Origin of the sequence: Micromonospora yangpuensis (assembly GCF_900091615.1) — a bacterium.
GTDB classification, from domain to species: Bacteria; Actinomycetota; Actinomycetes; order Mycobacteriales; family Micromonosporaceae; genus Micromonospora; species Micromonospora yangpuensis.
Genome location: NZ_FMIA01000002.1, coordinates 285,634 through 305,894, shown reverse-complemented (window position 1 = coordinate 305,894; position 20,261 = coordinate 285,634). Strand labels below are relative to the sequence as shown.

Sequence of the window (20,261 nt, the reverse complement as noted above, 5' to 3'; positions counted from 1 at the left end):
GCTCCCTGGCTGCTGGCTGCGATCCTGGTCGGACACCTCCGGACACCTGGTCCTCGACGCGGGGGCCGAAATGTTCCCCGCGATCACCCGGGCAGCGTGATGCGCCCCTGCGCCGCGGCCAGGGCGATGTCGGTACGGTGCTGGGAACCGGCCAGCCCCACCCCGTCGACCAGGGCGTACGCGGCCTCCCGCGCGGCGGCCAGGTCGGTGCCGGTGGCCGTGGCACAGAGCACCCGGCCCCCGGTCGAGAGCAGCGGGCCGTCGGGATCCCGGCGAGCGGTGCCGGAGTGGATGATCCCCGGGGCGTCGGCACCGGTGATGGCGTCGCCGGTGCGCGGGGTCCCCGGGTACCCCTCGGCGGCGACCACCACGGTCACCGCCGAGCCGTCCCGCCACCGCAGCGGCGGGTGGTCGGCGAGGCTACCGGTGGCGGCGGCGTGCAGCAGGCCACCGAGCGGGCTCTCCAGCAGCGCCAGGACCACCTGGGTCTCGGGATCACCGAAGCGGGCGTTGAACTCGATCACCCGAGGCCCCTGGGCGGTGATGGCCAGGCCGACGTAGAGCAGCCCGACGAAGGGGTTGCCCCGACGCCGCATCTCGGCCAACGTCGGGTGCACGGTGTCCGCCATCACCTGGTCGACCAGGTCGGCGGACGCCCAGGGCAGCGGGGCGTACGCGCCCATGCCGCCGGTGTTCGGGCCGGTGTCGCCGTCGCCGATCCGCTTGAAGTCCTGGGCCGGCAGGAGCGGGAGGGCCGCCTCGCCGTCGGTGACCACGAAGAGGGAGACCTCCGGGCCGGCGAGGTACTCCTCGACCACCACCCGACCGCAGTCGGCCGCGTGCGCGAGGGCGGCCTGCCGGTCGTCGGTGACCACCACGCCCTTGCCGGCGGCCAGCCCGTCGTTCTTCACCACGTACGGCGGGCCGAACTCGTCAAGCGCGGCGGCCGTGCCGACCGGGTCGGTGCAGGTGTACGAGCGCGCGGTGGGCACACCCGCGGCCGTCATGACCTCCTTGGCGAAGGTCTTGGAACCCTCCAGCCGGGCCGCCTCGGCGCTCGGGCCGAAGGCCGCGATGCCCTTGGCGCGTACCGCGTCGGCGACCCCGGCGACCAGCGGCGCCTCCGGCCCGATCACCACCAGGTCCGCGCCGACCTCCACGGCCAACGCCGCAACGGCGGCCGGATCGGTCGTGACCACCTGGCGCAACTCGGCGACACCGGCGATGCCGGGGTTGCCGGGGGCCGCGATCAGCCGCTCGACGGAAGGATCACCGGCGAGGCCGAGCGCGAGCGCATGCTCCCGCCCCCCGCCACCCACAAGAAGTACCCGCACGGTCTGGCATCCTACTGATCGGCCGGACGCCGCCGAGCACGCCCGTCAGGGGAGCAGGGGATGGCGCAGCACGTTCTCCTCGCGGCCGGGGCCGACGCCCACCACGCTCACCCGGGTACCGGTGATCTCCTCGATCCGGGCGATGTAGCGTCGCGCGTTCTCGGGCAGCTCGTCCTCGGTACGGGCCTTGGTGATGTCCTCCGACCAGCCGTCGTGCTCCTCGTAGATCGGCGTGGCGTGGTGGAAGTCGGTCTGGGTCATCGGCATGTCGTCGAACCGCTCGCCGTTGATCTCGTACCCGACGCAGATCGGCACCTTGGGCAGGCCGGTCAGCACGTCCAGCTTCGTGATCACCAGGTCGGTGACCCCGTTCAGGCGGCAGGAGTACCGGGCGACCACGGCGTCGAACCAGCCACAGCGGCGCTCCCGGCCGGTGGTGGTGCCGTACTCGTGGCCGACCTTTCGCAGGTGCTGGCCGTTGTCGTCGAAGAGCTCGGTCGGGAACGGGCCGGCACCCACCCGGGTGGTGTACGCCTTGCTCACCGCGATGACCTTGGTGATCGCGGTCGGCGGGATGCCCGCCCCCACGCACGCCCCACCGGCCGTCGGATTCGACGAGGTGACGAAGGGGTACGTGCCGTGGTCCATGTCGAGCATGGTGGCCTGGGCACCCTCCAGCAGCACCGTGTCGCCCCGGTCCAGGGCGTCCCAGAGCATCACCCGGGTCTCGGCGATGTACGGCCGCAGCCGCTCGGCGTAGCCGAGGTACTCCTCGACGGTCGCGTCCACGTCGATCGCCTTGCGGTTGTAGACCTTGAACATGATCTGGTTCTTCTCGCGCAGCGCGAGTTCCAGCTTCTTGCGCAGGATGCCCGGGTCGAGCAGGTCCTGCAGCCGGATGCCCATCCGGGCGACCTTGTCGCCGTACGCGGGGCCGATGCCCCGGCCGGTGGTGCCGATCCGGGAGCTGCCGAGGTAACGCTCGACCACCCGGTCCAGCGCCCGGTGGTGCGGCATGATCAGGTGCGCGTCGCCGGAGATGCGCAGCCGGGAGACGTCCACGCCGCGTTCGGCGAGCCCGTCGATCTCCTCCAGCAGCACCTTCGGGTCGACCACCACACCGTTGCCGATGACGATCATCGCGCTCGGCGACAACGCCCCGGAGGGCATCAGGTGCAGGGCGTACTTCTGCCCGTCGGGGGTGATCACGGTGTGCCCGGCGTTGTTGCCGCCGGAGTAGCGCACGACGTAGTCGACCCGCTCACCCAGCAGGTCGGTAACCTTGCCTTTGCCCTCGTCGCCCCACTGAGCGCCGATGAGCACGATCGCTGGCATCTTCTCCGCCTCCAGAAGGCTCGGGTGCCAGGTGGCGACCGGTTGGCGAGCCCGGGGTGCCAGGCTAACAAGTAGTGACGGCACGGCCAGCAGGGGTCGTGGCGGGAAGCGGGAGGCCCCTACCGTGTACGACGTGGTGTTGCTCGCGCTCGACGCGGAGCGCAACGCTGCCGGCGGGTGCGGCACCGGCGGAGCCTGCTGCGCCGGCCCGACCGCCGACGCCGCCGCCGGGCAGCAGCCGGCCGAGCGTTGTGCCACCCCGCGGGTGCCGGTGTTGGCCTGCGCGGACGCGCTCACCGCCCGGGGGGCGCGGGTGGAGACCGTCACCGCCCGCTCGGACGCCGAGATCGACGCGGTACTCGCCCGCTTCGACGGGCCGCCCCGACCGGACGGGCTCACCTGGCCCGACCCGGACGGCAAGACCAGGCTCGTGGTGGCCACCGCCAGCGACGCGCAGTTGCGCGCCGTGCTGCGCCGACTGGTCCGCCGGTACGCCCCACCGCCCAGTCGCCGCCCCGCCGACCTGGCCGGCAACCGTACGGTGCCGGACCTGCCACCGGTGGGCGTACTCCCGCTCGATCCGGCCCGGGGCACCCCGCACCGTGACCTTGCCGCGCAGCTCGGATTGCCACGTGACCCGGCGGCGGTGGCCACCGCCGTGCTCGACGGGACGGCCCGCCGGCTCGACCTGCTGCGCAACGACGGCGGTTCGGTGACCCTGGACGGCGCGCTGCTGGGGGCGGTCGACGACGCCGGTCGGCCGCTACCGTGGCGGGGCCGGGTGGAGGTGGACGACGTCGTCCTGTCCACCGGTGACGACCCCCTGCTGGCCTGCGCGGTCGGCAACTCCGGAGGGTACGCGCGCCTCGGTGACGTGGCCCTGCTGGCCGCGCCCGACCCGACCGACGGGGTGGTCGAGGTGGCGGTGGCCGTTCCCGTGGTCACCCGGCGGACGTTGGGCAGGAAGCGGGTGCGGTTGGAGGTCCGACGAGCCCGTGGCCGGGCGGTGGCGGTGATCCCCCGTGACGAGCGGGTGCCCTATCTCGACGACGGGGTTGAGGGGGAGCTGAGCCGGAAACGTTCCTGGTGGACAGAGCCGGGCGCCTGGGCGGTCTGGACGAGCTGAGGCAGGGTTGGTCCACATCGGCCGCCGTCAGCAGGACCGGCAGCGGGCGGGAGCCTATCCTCGGCAGGAGGAATGGGGGAGGAACGTGGCTGACCACAACGACCCGGTCCGGGGCCCGGGGCAGCACCCCGTGCCGGAACGAGACATCGAGCCGCTCTGGCCACCGGAGCCCGACGTACCGGCGGTACCCGGGAAGCCCTGGGCGGATCCGGGCCCTACGCCGGTCGAGCCGTTGCCCGGCGCGAACGCGTACCCGTCACTGAGCTACCCACCACCGCCGGCAACCGGGACGACGCCGGCACCGTGGGCGATGACCGGCCCACCCGACGGTACGGGTGGCTGGACGCCGATCCCGCCACGGGTACCGGTCCCGCCGGGTCCACCGGTCCCGGCCCGCCCCGGCGAGCCCGCCGCCGACCCGGCTCCGACAGCTCGCCACCGGGCAGTTCCGGAGGTGACCGACCAGCCTCCACCTACGCCCTCGCCTCCGGCCCCGGACGCCGCACCTGCCCCCCACCCGCCCTCATCCCCGTCCGCGACACCGGCTCCGGATTCGGAATCGGGTGCGCGATCGGGTGCGGCGTCGGCACCGGATCCGGGATCGGGTGCGGGATCGGGTGCGGCGTCGGCACCGGATCCAGGATCGGGTGCGCGATCGGGTGCGGCGTCGGCACCGGATCCGGGATCGGGTGACCAGGTGCCGGCGCAGCGCGGTGCGCCGCCGGCTCCGGTCGACCTGAGCGCGCCCTTCACCCTGGACGAGCCGGTGGTACACCGGAGCAGGGCGGGCCAGCGCCCGCCGACGACCGGGGTCCGGCCCCAGCCGGAGTCACCGTGGGCACAACCCCCGCAGCGGACCAGCGGACCGGCCCCCGATCCGGTCTCGACCGGTGCCGCACCGCCCCACCAGCCCGGCACCGCCGGACTGCCCCAGTCCAACACCGCCAGGGCGACCCAGCCCAGCGTCGCCAAGCCAGCCCAGCCCGGCGTAGCGGGACAGCCCCAAGCCGGCGTCGCCGAGCCAGCCCAACCCGGCGTCGCGGGACAGCCCCAAGCCGGCGTGACGGGACAGGCCCAAGCCGGCGTGACGGGACAGCCCCAAGCGGGCGTGGCGGGACAGGCCCAGTCCAGCGTGCCGGAACAGGCTCAGGTCGGTACCGCCGGGACGGCCCAGTCCGGCGCCGGACCAGCCGGGTACGGGCCGGTGCCGGACGCGCCCAGGGGCGTCGGGCCGGTGCCGTCGCAACCGGCGCCGGTACCGGTGCCACCCGCACCGGTGCCGCCGGAGCCCGGCCCGCTCACTTCCGCGCACCCGGCCGAACCGGCACGGCCCCGGCTCGGACCGTTGCCGCCGACATTCAACCCACCCGGGCCGCTGGACCCGACGTTCAACCCGCCCGGACCGCTGCCGCCCCCGTACCGGTCGGGCCCTCCGGCCCAGCAACCCGCGCCGCCGCCCGGACCAGCGGCCCAGCAACCCGCGCCGCCGCCCGGACCAGCGGCCCAGCAACCCGGGTCACCATCCGACCCGTCAGCGCAGCAATCGGGAGCACCATCCGATCCGGCGACCCAGCAGCCGGGACCACCACCCGGTCCGCTGTCACCGGGGTTACCCGGTCCGTCACCCCGGGACCCGGCTGGCTGGTACCCGCCACCGTGGCAGCACGGCACCGGGCAGCACGGCACCGGGCAGCCGGGGACGCCACAAGCCGGGCCGGCGGCGTACCCGGATTCCTGGTCCGCGGAGTTGGCCGCCGCGCCCACGGCGGAGGACTTCGCCCGGCGGCGGCAGCTCCGCCCCCCGGACCCGGTGGCGGCCACCGGTTTCCGGGCGATGGTCAACAAGACCGGCCTGGTCAAGCTGCCACCCGGGCGGCACGAGCAGGAGTTGCGGCGCGACATCGAGATGGTGCGCCGCAACTTCGGTGGGCTGCGTCAGGTGACGGTGGTCAACCCGAAGGGTGGGGCCGGCAAGACGGTGGCCATCCTGCTGCTGGCGATGACCTTCGGGCAGAAGCGCGGCGGGTACGTGCTGGCCTGGGACAACAACGAGACCCAGGGCACCCTCGGCATGCGGGCCCAGCAGGACTTCCACTCCCGTACGGTGCGCGACATGCTGCGCGACCTGGGCCAGTTCCAGGGGGCGCACGGGCGGGTCGGTGACCTGTCGCAGTACGTCCGCTCGCAGGGCGAGGGGATGTTCGACGTGCTCGCCTCGGACGAGTCCGCCACGGGTGGCGAGATGCTCACCGCGGCGGCGTTCGCCGAGATCCGGGACGTGGTCAGCCGCTTCTACAAGTTGATCTTCGTCGACACCGGTAACAACGTCCGGGCCCAGAACTGGCAGGCCGCCATGGACGCCACCGACCAGTTACTGGTCACCATGTCGGCGCGGAACGACTCGGCGGAGACCGCCGCCCGGATGCTCGACCACCTGGAGCAGAGCGGGCGGCAGCGGCTGGTCCGGCAGGCGGTGACGGTCGTCTCCATGCCACCGTCCCGCAAGGAGATCGACCTACCGGCGATCCAGCAGCACTTCGCGGCGCGTACCCGGGCGGTGCTGCTCGCCCCGTACGAGCGACTGATCGACTCCGGCGAGCCGATCCGCTACGGCGGCCTCTCCGCCGCCACCCGGGATGCCTGGCTGAAGATCGCTGCCTCGGTCGCCGAGGGCCTCTGAGCAGGTCTTCTTCGCGAACTCCACGCTTCGTGGAAGTAGTGGCCCACATGAGGCCACTACTTCCACGAAACGGTGCCGTCTCGGAGCCGGTCCAGGACGGTGGACCGGCTCGATCCATCGGCCGGATCAGCTGCCGGCGAGGGCGTCTCCGGCAGCGGGGTCGCAGTCGCGGAGGAACTGGGCGCAGCGGGCCGCCTCGTCGGCCTCGCCGATCTCCCCGGCCGCCCGGGACAACACGTACAGGCAGCGCAGGAATCCCCGGTTGGGGCGGTGCGACCAGGGCACCGGGCCGTGCCCCTTCCAGCCGCTGCGGCGCAACTGGTCCAGACCCCGGTGGTATCCGGTGCGCGCGTACGCGTACGCCGCGACGACCTGGCCGGCGTCGAGGGCCCGGGTGGCCAGCGCCGCCCAGGCCGCGCTGTGGGTCGGAAAACGGGCAGCGGCCTCGGCGTACGCCTCCTCGCCGCCGGACTGTTCGGCGGCGCCAAGGGCGGCGTCAGCCTCGACGTTCTCGGGGAGAAGGGTGGCCGGTGGCTCCGGCAACAGGTTCTGCATCGCCCCATTCAACCCGCTTCGCCCTCGGCTGCGCGAGGGGGGTTGGCCTCGGTCGACTACCTGAACGGATGACCCGACACCGCCTGGTGACCAGTGTCGCCGGCCTGGCACGTCGGCTAGAACTGTAGGTCCGGAGCCTCCCCAGGACCCGGAACAACGGGAGCCCGGCGGTCTGACCGCCGGGCTCCCGCCGTTGCGGCCCGTGTCCGGCAGCCGGATTCCGCCCGCAGAGACGGCCTTTCGGTAGCTGCCCCGTCCGGAGAAGGCAGCCGGGTGTGGATCACCCGAACCCGTCGGAGGAGACGGCCGGGTGCGATCGCCGCAGCCGTCGGAAAGGATGGTCGGGTGCCGACCCCACCGCCAGCGGACGTCATCGAGCCGCACACCGCCCCCGCCGAGATCGAGACCCGGGCCGCGTTCGACCAGCGGCTCACCACCGGCAGCCTGACCGGACTGACCGTGCAGGGTCTCCGCCTCGACCTGGACCCGATCCCCGACCTCAGCGGGATCGAGGTCACCGGCACCCTCTTCATCGGGTGCCGGTTCGCCTCCCGGGACATCGGCGCGGACCTGGTCAGGCGCGGCGCGAACGTGGTGCCGCCGTTCTCCGGACTGCCCTATCCGACCCAGCCGTCGCACCTCTACACCCCGGAGGAACTCGCCGCCGGGTTCGCCGACAACGGCTTCGCCGGAATGTACGACACCCGCGTCTACCAACACTTCCGCGCTCACGGGGGCGCGCTGCCGGAGGTGAAGGAGGCGCTGGCGCAGCGGCTGCACGACCACGGGGTGGACAACGCCCTCGCCGACGCCACCCGGGCCTGGCTGGCCACCCACGGGCCCCAGTCGGTGGTCGGGATCATGGGCGGGCACGCGGTGCCACGCGGCAGTGTGCCGTACCGGCTGGCCGCCACCCTGGGCTGGGAGCTGGCGCGGGCCGACCGGCTGATCGTCACCGGTGGCGGCCCAGGAGTGATGGAGGCGGCGAACCTCGGCGCGTTCCTCGCCCCGTACCCGGCCGCGGAGCTGACCGCCGCGATCGACCTGCTCGCCGAGGCGCCCGACTTCACCGACCACGACCGGTACACGGCGGCGGCGCTCGCGGTCCGCCAACGCTACGGCCGCGGCGCCGGGGTCGCGACGGCCAGCGGCGGTGGAACGCCGACCCCGGCAGCGCCCGGTGGCGGGGCCGGCGCTGGTGGGACCGGCGATGGCGGGGTCGCCGGTGGCGGGGTGCCGCACCAGCGCGCGGTCGCCGACGTGGACTGGGCCCGCAGCGGTGGGCTGGCCATCCCCACCTGGTTGTACGGGCACGAGCCGGCGAACCTGTTCGCCGGGCGGATCGCGAAGTACTTCTCCAACGCGATCCGGGAGGACACCATTCTCCGGCTGGCCCGGGGCGGGATCGTCTTCGCGCCGGGCCGGGCCGGAACCGTGCAGGAGGTCTTCCAGGCGGCGACGAAGACGTTCTACGGCACCGACGGGGCCAGCGGCGCGTACGTCTTCCTGGACCGGGCCTACTGGACCCGCGAGCTGCCGGTCGAGGCGCTGCTGCGCCCGCTGCTGGCCGGCTCCCCCTTCGGTGACCTGGCCAAGAGCATCCACCTCACCGACGACGTCCACGAGGCGGTCCAGATCCTCACCCACTGACCCTCGTGCGTAAGGAAGGGCCCCTTGTTAACACGTGGCGGTGAGAGGGGTGACCTTCTCGACCGTAAGCGTTAACAGGGGGCCCTTCCTTACACCGGGGTTACTTGAGCTTGGTGCCGGTGGAGCGGAGGTGCTCGCAGGCCTCGACGACCCGGGCGGCCAGGCCGGCCTCGGCGAGCTTGCCCCAGGCCCGCGGGTCGTACTGCTTCTTGTTGCCGACCTCGCCGTCGACCTTGAGCACGCCGTCGTAGTTGCGCAGCATGTGGTCGGCGACCGGGCGGGTGAAGGCGTACTGGGTGTCGGTGTCGATGTTCATCTTCACCACGCCGTAGTCAAGCGCCTCGCGGATCTCCTCCAGCAGCGAGCCGGAGCCGCCGTGGAAGACCAGGCTCAGCGGCTTGTCCTTGCCGTACTTGGCGCCGACCGCCTGCTGGATCTGGTTGAGGATCTCCGGGCGGAGCTTGACGTTGCCCGGCTTGTAGACGCCGTGCACGTTGCCGAAGGTCAGCGCCGCCATGTAGCGGCCCTTCTCGCCCAGGCCGAGCGCCTCGACCATGGCCAGGCCGTCCTCGGTGGTGGTGTAGAGCTTGTCGTTGATGGCGTTCTCGACGCCGTCCTCCTCACCACCGACCACGCCGACCTCGATCTCCAGCACGATCTTGCCCTCGGCGGCCCGGTCGAGCAGCTCGGCGGCGATCTGGAGGTTCTCCGCGACCGGTACGGCGGAGCCGTCCCACATGTGCGACTGGTACAGCGGGTCCTCGCCCCGGGCGACCCGCTCCTTGGAGATGGCCATCAGCGGGCGGACGAACTTCTCCAGCTTGTCCTTGGGACAGTGGTCGGTGTGCAGGGCGATGTTGACCGGGTAGTTCTTCGCCACCTCGCGGGCGTACGCCGCGAAGGCCACCGCGCCGGTGACCATGTCCTTGACGGTCGGGCCGGAGAGGTACTCGGCACCGCCGGTGGAGACCTGGATGATGCCGTCGCTCTCCGCGTCGGCGAAGCCCTTCAGGGCGGCGTTCAGGGTCTGCGAGGAGGTGACGTTGATCGCGGGGTACGCGAACCGGCCGGCCTTGGCGCGGTCCAGCATCTCCGCGTAGACCTCTGGGGAAGCGATGGGCATCTCGAAACGCTCCTTACTTACCGCTGTCGGCCGGGTGGCCGCTGTCTTCCGTTGGTCCGCCGGACCGCACTGTCCATCGCCGGAAGTATCCCGTAACAGCCCTGCGCCGACACAACCGGCCCGGACCAGCGGCTCACCGGCGATCCGGGGCGTCCGGCACGACGACGCTGATCACCCAGCTCACCACCGCCACCACGATGGCCCCCCAGAAGGCCGCCCAGAAGCCGTCCACCCGGAACGGCAGGTCCAGTTTCCCGGCGATCCAGTCGGTGAGCAGGAACAGCAGCGCGTTGACCACCAGCGCGAACAGTCCCAGGGTCAGCAGGTAGAAGACGCAACCGACCACCTGGATGACCGGCTTGAGCACGGCGTTGACCACGCCGAAGATCAACGCGACGACGACCAGGGTGAACGCCGTGTTCGCCCCGGACCGGCCGGTCACCTCCACCCCGGGTACGACCAGGGTGGTGACCCACAACGCGATCGCGGTGATCGCCAACCGGATCAGAAAGCCCACGCCGTCCATCCTGGCACCGGCCGGTGCCCTCCGGGGCGGCAATCGGCCGACCGGGGTGGCCGGCGTGCCGAGCGGACCCGGCCCACACCCCGTACGGTGTGGGTAGATTTCCGCTGTTTATCCAGGGAGAGACGATGGGTCAGCCCGACGAGGACTTCGCCCCGAGCGACCACCTCACGCCTAACGAGCGTGACCTGGAGGCCCCGGCCGCCGACGCGGTCGAGCAGGCCACCTCGATCGACCCGGCCGACGGCGAGACCGAACCGCACCGAGGGCTGGAGGTCGCCGACTGGGACGCCATGGAGCAGGCCCGGGTCGTCGCCGGCGACGAGGACGACTACCGCTAGGGCAGCGACCGACAGCCGCACCGTCCCGCCGGGGGACATCGAAAGCCGGCCGTTGCGCTTACGATCCACGGGCCACCCATCGGAGGAGCCCCGTGATGCGTACCCGCTCGATTCGGCGTCTGCTGGCCGGGCTCGGCGTCGTCGGCCTGGTGGTCGCCGTGGCGGCTTCCCCCGGTGCCGCCGCGCCGGAGCCGGCCGACGTCCGCCCGGCCGTCGCGTTCGACCTGTACGCCAACAACGTGGCGCTCGCGCCCGGCGGCCCGAAGAAGAGCGTCGACCTGACCGTGCTGGGCGACCGGCCGCTGCCGTCGGCGACGGTCACGGTGGACCGCAGCGGTGTCGACGGTTTCGCCACGGTGGCCCCTTCCGGCGGTGACTGCTCCGCGGCCGGTCCGGTGCTGACCTGCCAGGTGCTCGACGAGGACGGGCCCAGCATGGGCCTGCTCTCGCTGGTGGTGTCGCTGCGCGAGAATGCCGAGGCGGGTCAGCGGGGTGAGCTGGCCTTCACCGTGACCGAGCCAGGCGGCGGCCGGAGCACCTTCCGCTCGACGGTCTCAGTCGGCGCGGGCGTCGACCTGGTGGCGCCCGCCGAGGCGGCATTGACCGGTCGGCCGGGTGCCACCGTCACGGCCCCGCTGACCGTACGCAACCAGGGTGAGCGGGCCGTCGAGCAGCTTGTCCTCTACGTCGTCGGGAACTACAGCCTGGCGCCGGCCAAGCGGTACCGGAACTGCGAGTACTTCGCCACCGGGCCGCACCACAGCACGCCGGTGACGTTCGCCTGCACCTTCGACCGGAGTCTGGCACCCGGTGCGGCCGTCCGGGTGGACAGTGACTTCTCGTTCGCCCTGCCCCGGGACTCCTGGGCACCGAACACCCAGCACGGCACCGCTGTGTGGCTCACCCCGGCCGACTGGGCGGCGTTGCGCTCGCAGCGGTCGCCGGCCAACCAGGACGGCGAGCGGGGCACCGACGGGGTGCTCGGTCTGGCGTCGGTCTCCGCCGCACCGCAGCGGGCCGGCGAGCCCCAGTCGGAGTTGACCCCGGGTGACAACTCGACCGAGATCGTCCTCACCGTCCAGGGTGACCAGCAGGCCGACGCGGCCGCCAACGGGGCCCGGGTCAGCGGCGAGGTCGGCCGGACCGTGCCGGTCACCGTCGGCTACACCAACAAGGGGCCGGCGGTACTGAACGCGGGTGGCCGCAGCTTCTACACCATCGTGGCCGTGCTGGTGCCCGAGGGCACCACGGCGGTACGCGCCCCGAAGAACTGCCGCAGCGACGAGGACCAGGGCGAGGAGCCGGGCCGGCCGGGTGGCCGACACTACAGCTGTTTCCGGACGGGGCCGCTGCCCAGCGGCGAGCGGGCCGAGTTCCCGTTCTCGCTCCGGATCGACAAGCCGGGCCGGCACAGCAGCACGATCACGCTGGGCCACAACGGGTCGACGGTCCCCGTGGATCTCGATCCCGGCAACGACACCGCGAAGATCGTGGTCGACACCGCAGCCCAGGGCGGCGGTGACGGTGACGACGACGGCGGTCAGGGTGGCGGTCTGCCGATCACCGGAGCTTCGGTCGTCACGATCGCCGCCATCGGCGGCGGCCTCCTGCTGGTCGGTGCCGCCCTCTTCTTCTTCACCCGCCGCCGGCAGCCCTGAGCCGTCGCCGGCGGCCCTCATCCGTCGCCTTCATCCCTCACCCGCCGCTGGCGGCCCTGAGCCGAGAACGGGCAGGTCATCCGGTGACGGGCGATGCGGGTGATGGTGTCGGACGGTGGGCTCTAGACTACGCAGTGCCGTTATCGAGGGCGGAGTGCCGCCTTCTGCCCTGGCAGACTTCGGAGGTCCCCCGTGCCGCCCAGCATGACCGTCGCCCTGGGGCCGGACTGGCTCGATCCGGAGTTCCTCATCTCGACGTTCGGGCTGCTGGGCATCCTGGCCATCGTCTTCGCCGAGTCCGGTCTGCTGATCGGCTTCTTCCTGCCCGGTGACTCGCTGCTCTTCACCGCCGGTCTGCTCACCGCCGACGGGCAGTACATCACCTACCCGCTCTGGCTGGTCTGCCTGCTGATCACCATCGCGGCCGTCGCCGGCGACCAGGTCGGGTACGCCTTCGGTCGCAAGGTCGGGCCGGCGCTGTTCCGGCGGCCCGACTCGCGGCTGTTCAAACAGGAGAACGTGGTCAAGGCGCACGAGTTCTTCGCCAAGTACGGTGCCCGGTCGATCGTGCTGGCCCGCTTCGTGCCGATCGTCCGGACGTTCACCCCGATCGTGGCCGGTGTGAGCCGGATGAACTACCGCACCTTCGTCACCTACAACGTGGTCGGCGGCATCCTCTGGGGCACCGGGGTCACCGTGCTCGGCTACTTCCTCGGCCAGGTGCCCTTCGTGAAGGCCAACATCGAGGCGATCCTGATCGGCATCGTGCTGCTCTCGGTGCTGCCGATCGCCTTCGAGTTGCTCCGCGCCCGGCTGGCGGCCAACCGCCGCGCCTGACCCGGGACACCGCCACGGGACGTCCCGCGACACCGCCGCCGGCTGCCGCCACGAGCGCCATACCGGCTGACCCGCGACTCAGTCAAGCGGGGCTCCGGGCTACCCTGACCGGCCCCGGTAGCCTGGTTGGCCACGTGACCGGTCCGCGTACGGCGGTCCGGGCGGACGGACGAACGGATTCTTATGGCACTGGGTGAACGGGTCGGTCATGTCTTCCGGGGGGCGGCCATCGGGGTGGCCGAGGCCGTACCAGGAGTCAGCGGAGGCACGATCGCGCTGGTCACCGGCGTGTACGAGCGGCTGATCGTCTCCGCCGGCCACCTGGTGAACGCGTTCCGGTACGCCGTGGCGGACGTCCCCCGCAAACGGGGCTGGGCCCGGGCCGGCCAGCAGTTCCGGTACGTGCACTGGTCGGTGGTACTGCCGGTGTTCCTCGGCATGGTGCCGGGCCTGCTGCTCGCCGCGATGTTGCTCGAACCGGTGCTGACGGAGTATCCGGAGCACACCCGGGGGCTCTTCCTCGGCCTGGTGCTGGCCTCGGTGCTGGTGCCGCTGTCGATGATTCCCCGACCCCGGCACGCCGGACACCTGGTGGCGCTGATCGCCACCGCCGTCGGCGCGTTCCTGCTCACCGGTCTGCCGCAGGCGGAGCTCACGCCCCACCCGGTGATCGTGCTGATCGTCGCGGCGGTGGCGGTCTGCGCCCTGGTGATGCCCGGGGTGTCCGGGTCGTTCCTGCTGCTCACGGTGGGGCTCTACGAGCCGACCATCACCGCGCTCAACGACCGGGATCTCGGTTACCTCGCGGTCTTCGGCACCGGCATGGTGCTCGGCCTGGCCTCGTTCGTGAAGCTGCTGCAGTGGCTGCTGGACAAGCACCGCCGGATGACGCTGGCGGTGATGGCCGGCGCACTGCTGGGTAGTCTCCGCGCACTGTGGCCGTGGCAGACCGAGGACCGGACGTTGACCGCCCCCGGCGACAACCTGCTGCCGATCCTCGGGCTCTTCCTGCTCGGTCTCGCCCTGGTCGGCGCGATGATCGTCGCCGAGCAGCGCCGACTGCGGCGGGCCGCCGAGGCACTGACCGAGGAGCCCGCGTACCAGCCACCGGCGTCCTACCGGACGCCGGCCGACCGCTGAGGCCACGGACGACCCCGCCCGCTCCGGTGACCGGCCTGACCGGTCACCGGAGCGTGACGGTCACCGTCAGCGAGCCTTCTTGGTGGCGCGCTTGCGCGGCGGGGTGAGCAGGTCGGCGATCGTGGCGATCGCCGCCGGCACCAGCCGGTAGTACGCCCAGACACCGCGCTTCTCCCGCTCCAGCAAGCCGGCCTCGGTGAGGATACGCAGGTGGTGACTGACCGTCGGCTGCGAGAGGCCGAGCGGCGCGGTCAGGTCACAGACGCACGCCTCCCCCTCGGGAGCCGACTGGATCAGGCTGAGCAGCCGCAGTCGGGCGGGATCGGCAAGGGCCTTGAGCACCCCGGCCAGCCGCTCGGCATCGGCACGTTCGATCGGCTCGCCGGCAAGCGGCGAGATCTGAGGCATGGTCATTTCAGCCAACGCAGTTCCCACGAATTACATCCTTCCACCAGCAGCATCGATCCGCCTGCATATCAGCAGATCCGAATCGGTAAACTTTTACGCCACAAGGCCGAGGTCAGCCAACGTATAGGCGGCCCGATACGGCAGTCCGGCGGCTTCCACCGCGGCACCAGCGCCTCGATCAACAATAACCGCCACACCCACCACCTCGGCTCCGGCCTCGCGCAACGCGTCGACCGCGGTCAACACGCTGCCCCCCGTCGTCGACGTGTCCTCGACCGCCAACACCCGACGTCCCACTACGTCGGGGCCTTCGATCCGTCGTTGCAGGCCGTGCGCCTTGCCTGTCTTACGCACCACGAACGCGTCCAACGGGCGGTCGTCCGCCGATGCCGCGTGCAGCATCGACAGGGCGATCGGGTCCGCGCCGAGGGTGAGGCCACCCACCGCGTCGTACTGCCAGTCGGCGGTCAGGTCGAGCAGCACCCGGCCGACCAACGGTGCCGCCCGGTGATGGAGCGTGACGCGCCGCAGATCGACGTACCAGTCCGCCTCCTGACCTGAGGAGAGCACCACCCGGCCATGCACAACAGCCAGGTCAGTGATGAATTTACGCAGGTCGTCGTGGTCCCCCATGCCGATAGAGGGTACTGCGCAACTCTGGGAGTCAGGTGTGGGGTCCGCTCGGGTCAACCCCGCGAGCGACTGATCTGTAGCAATGATCCGCTACTCTGTGCGACGGTGCTCTGTCCAGCGGCCGGACGTACCCGCAAGTAGTGGTGGCGGGCCCGGTCAGCCGGTGGCGCGCTCCGGTCGCCGGCGGCGGTCCCGGGTCGCGGCGTGCAGCAGGCGCAGCGGAGTGTGCCGCAGCCCCGCCACGGCCAGTTTGTACTTCCACGCCGGGACACTTACCAACTTGCCTTTCCGCAGGTCACGAAGGGCTGCGTCAACGACATCGTCGGTCCGGAGCCAGAGCCAGGCGGGGATCGTCGCCGGGTCGATGCCGGCCCGTTCGTGAAACTCGGTGCGGGTGTAGCCGGGACAGAGAGCCAACACCCGAACACCGAACGGCAGGGCGGCCTGCCCCACCGACTCGCTGAAGTTGGTTACCCAGGCCTTGCTGGCCGCGTACGTCAATCCGGGCGCGAAGGCGGCGAACCCGGCGACGGAAGAGACATTTATCACTGCCCCGCGTCGGCGTTCGGTCATCGACCGCAGCGCCGCCCGGGTCAGCCGCATCACCGCGTACACGTTGAGGTGCAGCACCCGGGCCTCGTCGGCGGCGCTGGTGTTCAGGAACGACCGCTTGAGGCCGATCCCGGCGCTGTTGACCAGCATCTCGACCGGCGGCCCGGCGGTGATCCGCCGCTCGACGGCGAGACAACCGTCCTCGGTGGACAGATCGGCCGGCAACGTCTCGACCCGTCGACCGTGCCGCCCGGTCAGCTCGGCCGCCATCGTGTCGAGCCGGGTGGCGTCCCGCGCCACCAGGACCAGGTCCCACCCGTCGGCGGCGAACCGACGGGCGAAGGCCGCACCGATCCCGGCGGTCGCCCCGGTGACCAGGGCCCACCGCCGCGTCGGGATCGCATCGGACGTCACGGGGTCATCCTCACCGGGGGTACGGGGTCGCGGGGCGGCTGGGCGGGTGGACCACCCGGGGCCTGGTCCGTCGAGCCGGTCGACGGGGTGCGCCGGGCGAACCAGGTGTGCGCCGCCGGCAGCACCAGCAACGTGGTTACCACAAGGTAACCGACGAGCTGTCCGACCGAAACCCCGGCGTTCAACGGAATCCACCACGACGGGTACGCCTCCGGCACGGCGGCGAGCAGGGCGGCCGTCGTGGGGTCGTCGTCGGCCAGCCGCAGCGGCGCGAGGCGCTGACCGAGCAGCAGCGCCAGGGCGCCACCGCCACAGCACCCGCCGAACCCGGCGACCACCCAGGTCGCCACCCGGGCGCCCCGGCGACCGGCCAGCAGCCCGACCGCGAGCCCGGCGAGCAGGAGGCCGACCAGCACGGTGACCACCGCCGACAGCACCACGGTGACCCGCACCAGGGTGACCACCGTGTCGATCTCGCCGTCGTCGGCGGTGCCGGCCACGGTCGAGCGGAACCGGTCCACGGTGCCGGCCAGGTTGACCAGGCTGGCGACGGCGTAGCCGAGCGCACCGAGGGCCATCAGCAGCAGCCCGGCCGCCGCGAAGGTGACCACGGCGGGGCGGCGCACGGGTGCCGGATCGGGACAGGACACGACTGATCCCTCCGAGTAGGTGTCGGGTTGCAACCTACTCGGAGGGATCGTCGGTGGCGCGCTTATCCGGCCGTCAACTTCCAGACGGCCGGTCCGACGGGCCCTGGTCGCCCTGCGACGGCGGGCCCTGGTCGCCCTGCGACGGCGGGAACTGGCCGCCCGGCGACTGCCCCGGCGGCGGGTAACCCGGGTCGCCCGAGCCCTGGGGCGGTCCGGACGGCGACGGGTAGCCCGGATCGTTCGAGCCCTGCGGGTGCCCCGGAGTCTGCGGGTAGCCCGGCTGTCCCTGCGGGTGGCCCGGGTAGTTGCCGCCGGGAACCGGCGGCTCCCAACCCTGCGGCTTGTTGCGGAAGAACTCGTTGGACGCCGGCAGCGCCAACAGGATCAGCGCCGCGAGCAGCGCCAGCAGACCGAGCACGGACAGGGTCATGCTTACCCCGTTGTACCAGGACGGCAGGTCCGCCTCCAGCCGACGCTGCAGCGCGTCGGTGTCGATGTCGCCACCGCTCTGGTTGCCGGCCATCCCGGCCGCGCCGCTGATCAGGCCGCCACCGCTGCAGCAGACCAGGACCCCACCGACCACCCAGGTGGTGATCCGGGACCAGTTCTTGCCCCGGTTGTTCAGCATGGCGAGCACGAAGAGCCCGACCGCGAGCAGCACCACCAGGACGCTCGCGCCGATGGCGAAGGCGACCCCCACGTTGGCGAGGGTGGCGGCACCGTCGGGGTCCGACCCCTGGTAGGCCTCCTGGAACGCGTCCCGGGTGGGACCGATGGTCAGGAAGGACAGGATCAGGCCGATCACCTGGGTGATCGCGAAGGCGAGAATCAGATAACTGGAAATCGTGACGACGCTCGGCCGGGCACGGGCGGGCGTGTTCTGGGAATCGACCACGGTTCTCCTCTCCTAGATCAGCACACCGTATCGACAACCGGCCAGTGCGGCACGCCAAGTGGCGTCGCGACCCGCCGGAACGGTCAGTAGCCTCGCCATTCCGTCCGGGCGTACTCCAGCACCCGGGGGTTGAGCAGGGTCGAGGCGGGCACGTCCACCCGCCGGCGGTCGGCCGGGAAGGTCGCCGCCGAGCGCAGCGTCTCCGCGTCCAGGAACCGCAACCGGGGTACGTCGTCGGACAGCCGCAGCTGCGGGGTACGGGTACCCGGCTCGGCCAGCACGAACCCCCAGTTGCCGAAGGACGGCACGTCCACGTGGTACGGCACGGTGGCGAACCCGGCCTCCCGGATGGAGGCCTCGATCGACCAGTACGAGCGGGGCGCGAAGTACGGCGAGCCGGACTGCACCACGATCCGGGCCCCGTCGGCCAGCGCCACCCGGACCAGGGTGTAGAACTCGACCGTGTAGAGCTTCGCGGTGGCCGTCTCGTTCGGATCGGGCAGGTCCACCACCACCGCGTCGTACCGCTCGGCCGACTCGCGCAGCCAGGTGAACGCGTCGGCGTGCACCACCCGTACCCGGGGGTCGGCGAAGGCGTCGCCGTTGAGCTGGCGCAGTTGTGGCTCGCTGCGGGCCAGCGCCACCACCGCCGGGTCCAGGTCCACCACGGTCACCCGGCGCACGTCCGGGTACCGCAGCACCTCCCGGACCGCCAGGCCGTCACCGGCGCCGAGGACCAGCACCTCACCCCGGGCCCCGCTGAGCGCCGGATGCACCAGGGCCTCGTGGTAGCGGTACTCGTCGATCGAGCTGAACTGGAGGTCGCCGTTGAGGAACATGCGCAGGTCGGTGACGCTGCGGCCGGGCTCGGCGACCGACCGGGTAAGCACGATCTCCTGGTAGCGGCTGCGTTCGGCGTGCACCACCGGATCCCGGTAGAGCTGCTGCCTGGCGGTCAGCTCGAAGTCGCGGGCGGTCACCCAGGCGTAGGAGAGCAGGAGTCCGACCACGACGGTGCTGGCGACGATGGTGACCGTGGCCCGGCGGCTCAGGTCCCGGCGGAACACCGTGAGGACCAACGCCACCCCGGCGACGGCGTTCACCGCGCCGACCACCAGCGCGCCCTTGAGCTGCCCGAAGAGCGGCAGCAGCAGGAACGGGAAGGAGAGTCCACCGAGCAGCGCCCCGATGTAGTCGGCGGCGAAGAGGTCCGCGACCGCGCTGCCGGCCGACTGCTCGCGGATCCGTTGCAGCAGCACCATCAGCAGGGGGATCTCCGCGCCGATCAGCAGACCGAGCACGAAGGCGGTACCGACCAGCGCCGGGCCGTACAGGTCCAGCCAGGCGAAGGCCGCATAGAGCCCGAGCACCGAGAGGCCACCGAGCAGCGCCAGGGCCAGCTCGATCAGGGCGAAGGCGGGAGCCGCCCGGGACTGCAACGGCTTGGCCGCCAGCGCGCCGATGCCCATCGCGAAGACCATCACGCCGAGCACGATCGAGGCCTGCCCGACCGTGTCGCCGATCAGGTAGCTGCCCAGCGCCACCAGCGCCAGCTCGTACACCAGGCCGCAGGCCGCGCAGACGAAGACCGCGACCAGCACCGCGGCGCGGGCCAGCCGCCAGTACGGCCGTACCGGCGCGTCCTCCTCGGGCGGTCCGACGACGGCCCCGGCGGCGGCGACGGTCATCGGGCCCGCTGTCGGCCGGTCGGGGCCGGGGCCGCTCGCCGCTGCCGGCTGCGCTGCACCAGACCAACAATGATCAACAGTACGGCGGCCAGCAGCAGCGCCCCGACGGCGAAGAGGTAGCCACTGCGGTCCCGCCAGAGGTCACTACCGGCATCGGGCAGGGCCGTGACCTGGGCCGCCGGCGCTGCCGGAGCGGTGGCCAGCGGCTCGACCAGACCCGCCTCGGCGGCCAGCAGTGGCAGCACGCTGGCCGCCCGGGTCACCGCCCAGCCCGGATCGTCGACGAAGACCTCCTCGGTCAGCCCGAACCGCGCCAGGTCCGTGTCGAGCCCGCCCAGCCTGGCCCGGTCCAGGTCCGGCGAGCCAGCCACCCGGAACGACGCCGAGTCCTCCAACTCGCTGCTCGCGGAGGTGTAGTCGACGTCGGCCACCAGCTGCAACCAGCGCGGGCAGCCCGGATTGTCCTCGACCGCGATCCCGTCGCCCAGGTTGGAGCCGACGGTGACCGCCTGCGAGCCGTCCACCAGCTTCCAGCCGTAGCAGAGGCCCTGCTCGGTGGCGGCCCGCGCCAGGATCGGCACGGTGTCCTGGCGCTGGGTGCTGGTGGGCGGCGGCACCGCCGTGCTGCCGCTGTCACTCGTGAAGACATTGCTGAAGTCGTCACCCACGCAGCAGCCGAACACCACGAACACCGCGGCCATCGACCCGATCACGACCCC

Annotated in this window: 19 protein-coding genes; 7 read left to right on the top strand and 12 right to left on the bottom strand. The window is 72.1% G+C overall.

Going from position 1 to position 20,261, the window contains the following annotated elements; genetic code table 11:
- Positions 1-83 precede the first annotated feature (83 nt).
- On the bottom strand, positions 84-1,334 hold the full coding sequence (gene purD / locus GA0070617_RS01535) for a phosphoribosylamine--glycine ligase (protein ID WP_091432949.1): 1,251 nt from the start codon (positions 1,332-1,334) through the stop codon (positions 84-86).
- A 45-nt stretch (positions 1,335-1,379) separates the two neighbouring features.
- Positions 1,380-2,669, bottom strand: a complete 1,290-nt coding sequence (locus GA0070617_RS01530; RefSeq protein ID WP_091432945.1) for an adenylosuccinate synthase — start codon at positions 2,667-2,669, stop codon at positions 1,380-1,382.
- Between the two features lie 124 nt (positions 2,670-2,793).
- Here GA0070617_RS01530 and GA0070617_RS01525 point away from each other — a divergent pair, with 124 nt between their 5' ends.
- Both GA0070617_RS01525 and GA0070617_RS31205 read left to right on the top strand, forming a co-directional pair.
- Complete coding sequence (locus tag GA0070617_RS01525) at positions 2,794-3,795, top strand: diacylglycerol kinase family protein (protein ID WP_091432942.1); 1,002 nt, start codon at positions 2,794-2,796, stop codon at positions 3,793-3,795.
- A gap of 766 nt (positions 3,796-4,561) precedes the next feature.
- Positions 4,562-6,475, top strand: a complete 1,914-nt coding sequence (locus GA0070617_RS31205; protein WP_483308351.1) for a MinD/ParA family ATP-binding protein — start codon at positions 4,562-4,564, stop codon at positions 6,473-6,475.
- A gap of 126 nt (positions 6,476-6,601) precedes the next feature.
- Here GA0070617_RS31205 and GA0070617_RS01510 read toward each other — a convergent pair whose 3' ends face one another.
- Positions 6,602-7,030: a DUF3151 domain-containing protein gene (locus GA0070617_RS01510; RefSeq protein ID WP_091432935.1), complete on the bottom strand. Its 429-nt coding sequence runs from the start codon at positions 7,028-7,030 to the stop codon at positions 6,602-6,604.
- Between the two features lie 345 nt (positions 7,031-7,375).
- On the opposite strand from GA0070617_RS01510, the gene GA0070617_RS01505 reads away from it, so the two are divergent.
- Positions 7,376-8,680 (top strand): LOG family protein, encoded by a 1,305-nt coding sequence (locus GA0070617_RS01505; protein WP_175440404.1) that lies wholly within the window; start codon positions 7,376-7,378, stop codon positions 8,678-8,680.
- Positions 8,681-8,780: 100 nt separating this feature from the next.
- Here GA0070617_RS01505 and fbaA read toward each other — a convergent pair whose 3' ends face one another.
- A complete protein-coding gene (gene fbaA / locus GA0070617_RS01500; RefSeq protein ID WP_091432932.1) occupies positions 8,781-9,803 on the bottom strand; it encodes a class II fructose-bisphosphate aldolase in 1,023 nt (340 codons plus the stop codon).
- 133 nt (positions 9,804-9,936) lie between these two features.
- Positions 9,937-10,329, bottom strand: coding sequence for a phage holin family protein (locus tag GA0070617_RS01495; protein ID WP_217628757.1), 393 nt, complete (start codon positions 10,327-10,329; stop codon positions 9,937-9,939).
- A gap of 125 nt (positions 10,330-10,454) precedes the next feature.
- On the opposite strand from GA0070617_RS01495, the gene GA0070617_RS01490 reads away from it, so the two are divergent.
- The 4 genes from GA0070617_RS01490 (at position 10,455) to GA0070617_RS01475 (ending at position 14,302) form a co-directional block, all read left to right on the top strand.
- On the top strand, positions 10,455-10,667 hold the full coding sequence (locus GA0070617_RS01490) for a hypothetical protein (protein ID WP_091432928.1): 213 nt from the start codon (positions 10,455-10,457) through the stop codon (positions 10,665-10,667).
- A 95-nt stretch (positions 10,668-10,762) separates the two neighbouring features.
- Entirely contained in the window at positions 10,763-12,325 is a 1,563-nt protein-coding gene (locus tag GA0070617_RS01485) for an LPXTG cell wall anchor domain-containing protein (protein WP_091432924.1), read from the top strand.
- Between the two features lie 204 nt (positions 12,326-12,529).
- Positions 12,530-13,162 carry a DedA family protein gene (locus tag GA0070617_RS01480; protein WP_091432919.1) on the top strand — a complete coding sequence of 211 codons (633 nt, stop codon included), beginning with the start codon at positions 12,530-12,532 and terminating at the stop codon, positions 13,160-13,162.
- A gap of 183 nt (positions 13,163-13,345) precedes the next feature.
- Complete coding sequence (locus tag GA0070617_RS01475) at positions 13,346-14,302, top strand: DUF368 domain-containing protein (RefSeq protein ID WP_175440402.1); 957 nt, start codon at positions 13,346-13,348, stop codon at positions 14,300-14,302.
- A gap of 66 nt (positions 14,303-14,368) precedes the next feature.
- On the opposite strand, the gene GA0070617_RS01470 is transcribed toward GA0070617_RS01475, so the two are convergent.
- The 7 genes from GA0070617_RS01470 to GA0070617_RS01440 form a co-directional block, all read right to left on the bottom strand.
- Entirely contained in the window at positions 14,369-14,710 is a 342-nt protein-coding gene (locus tag GA0070617_RS01470; RefSeq protein ID WP_091445720.1) for an ArsR/SmtB family transcription factor, read from the bottom strand.
- Between the two features lie 93 nt (positions 14,711-14,803).
- The gene (pyrE, locus tag GA0070617_RS01465; RefSeq protein WP_091432912.1) at positions 14,804-15,343 is read right to left on the bottom strand and encodes an orotate phosphoribosyltransferase; all 540 of its coding nucleotides are present in this window, start codon (positions 15,341-15,343) and stop codon (positions 14,804-14,806) included.
- A gap of 156 nt (positions 15,344-15,499) precedes the next feature.
- The gene (locus GA0070617_RS01460; protein WP_091432907.1) at positions 15,500-16,309 is read right to left on the bottom strand and encodes an SDR family NAD(P)-dependent oxidoreductase; all 810 of its coding nucleotides are present in this window, start codon (positions 16,307-16,309) and stop codon (positions 15,500-15,502) included.
- Positions 16,306-16,959 (bottom strand): hypothetical protein, encoded by a 654-nt coding sequence (locus GA0070617_RS01455; protein WP_229688283.1) that lies wholly within the window; start codon positions 16,957-16,959, stop codon positions 16,306-16,308. Before GA0070617_RS01455 ends, GA0070617_RS01460 begins: the two co-directional genes overlap by 4 nt.
- Before the next feature lie 73 nt (positions 16,960-17,032).
- Positions 17,033-17,854, bottom strand: a complete 822-nt coding sequence (locus tag GA0070617_RS01450; RefSeq protein WP_091432904.1) for a hypothetical protein — start codon at positions 17,852-17,854, stop codon at positions 17,033-17,035.
- Between the two features lie 83 nt (positions 17,855-17,937).
- Complete coding sequence (locus GA0070617_RS01445; RefSeq protein WP_091432899.1) at positions 17,938-19,542, bottom strand: polyamine aminopropyltransferase; 1,605 nt, start codon at positions 19,540-19,542, stop codon at positions 17,938-17,940.
- Positions 19,539-20,243 carry a hypothetical protein gene (locus tag GA0070617_RS01440; RefSeq protein WP_139135548.1) on the bottom strand — a complete coding sequence of 235 codons (705 nt, stop codon included), beginning with the start codon at positions 20,241-20,243 and terminating at the stop codon, positions 19,539-19,541. Before GA0070617_RS01440 ends, GA0070617_RS01445 begins: the two co-directional genes overlap by 4 nt.
- Positions 20,244-20,261 lie beyond the last annotated feature (18 nt).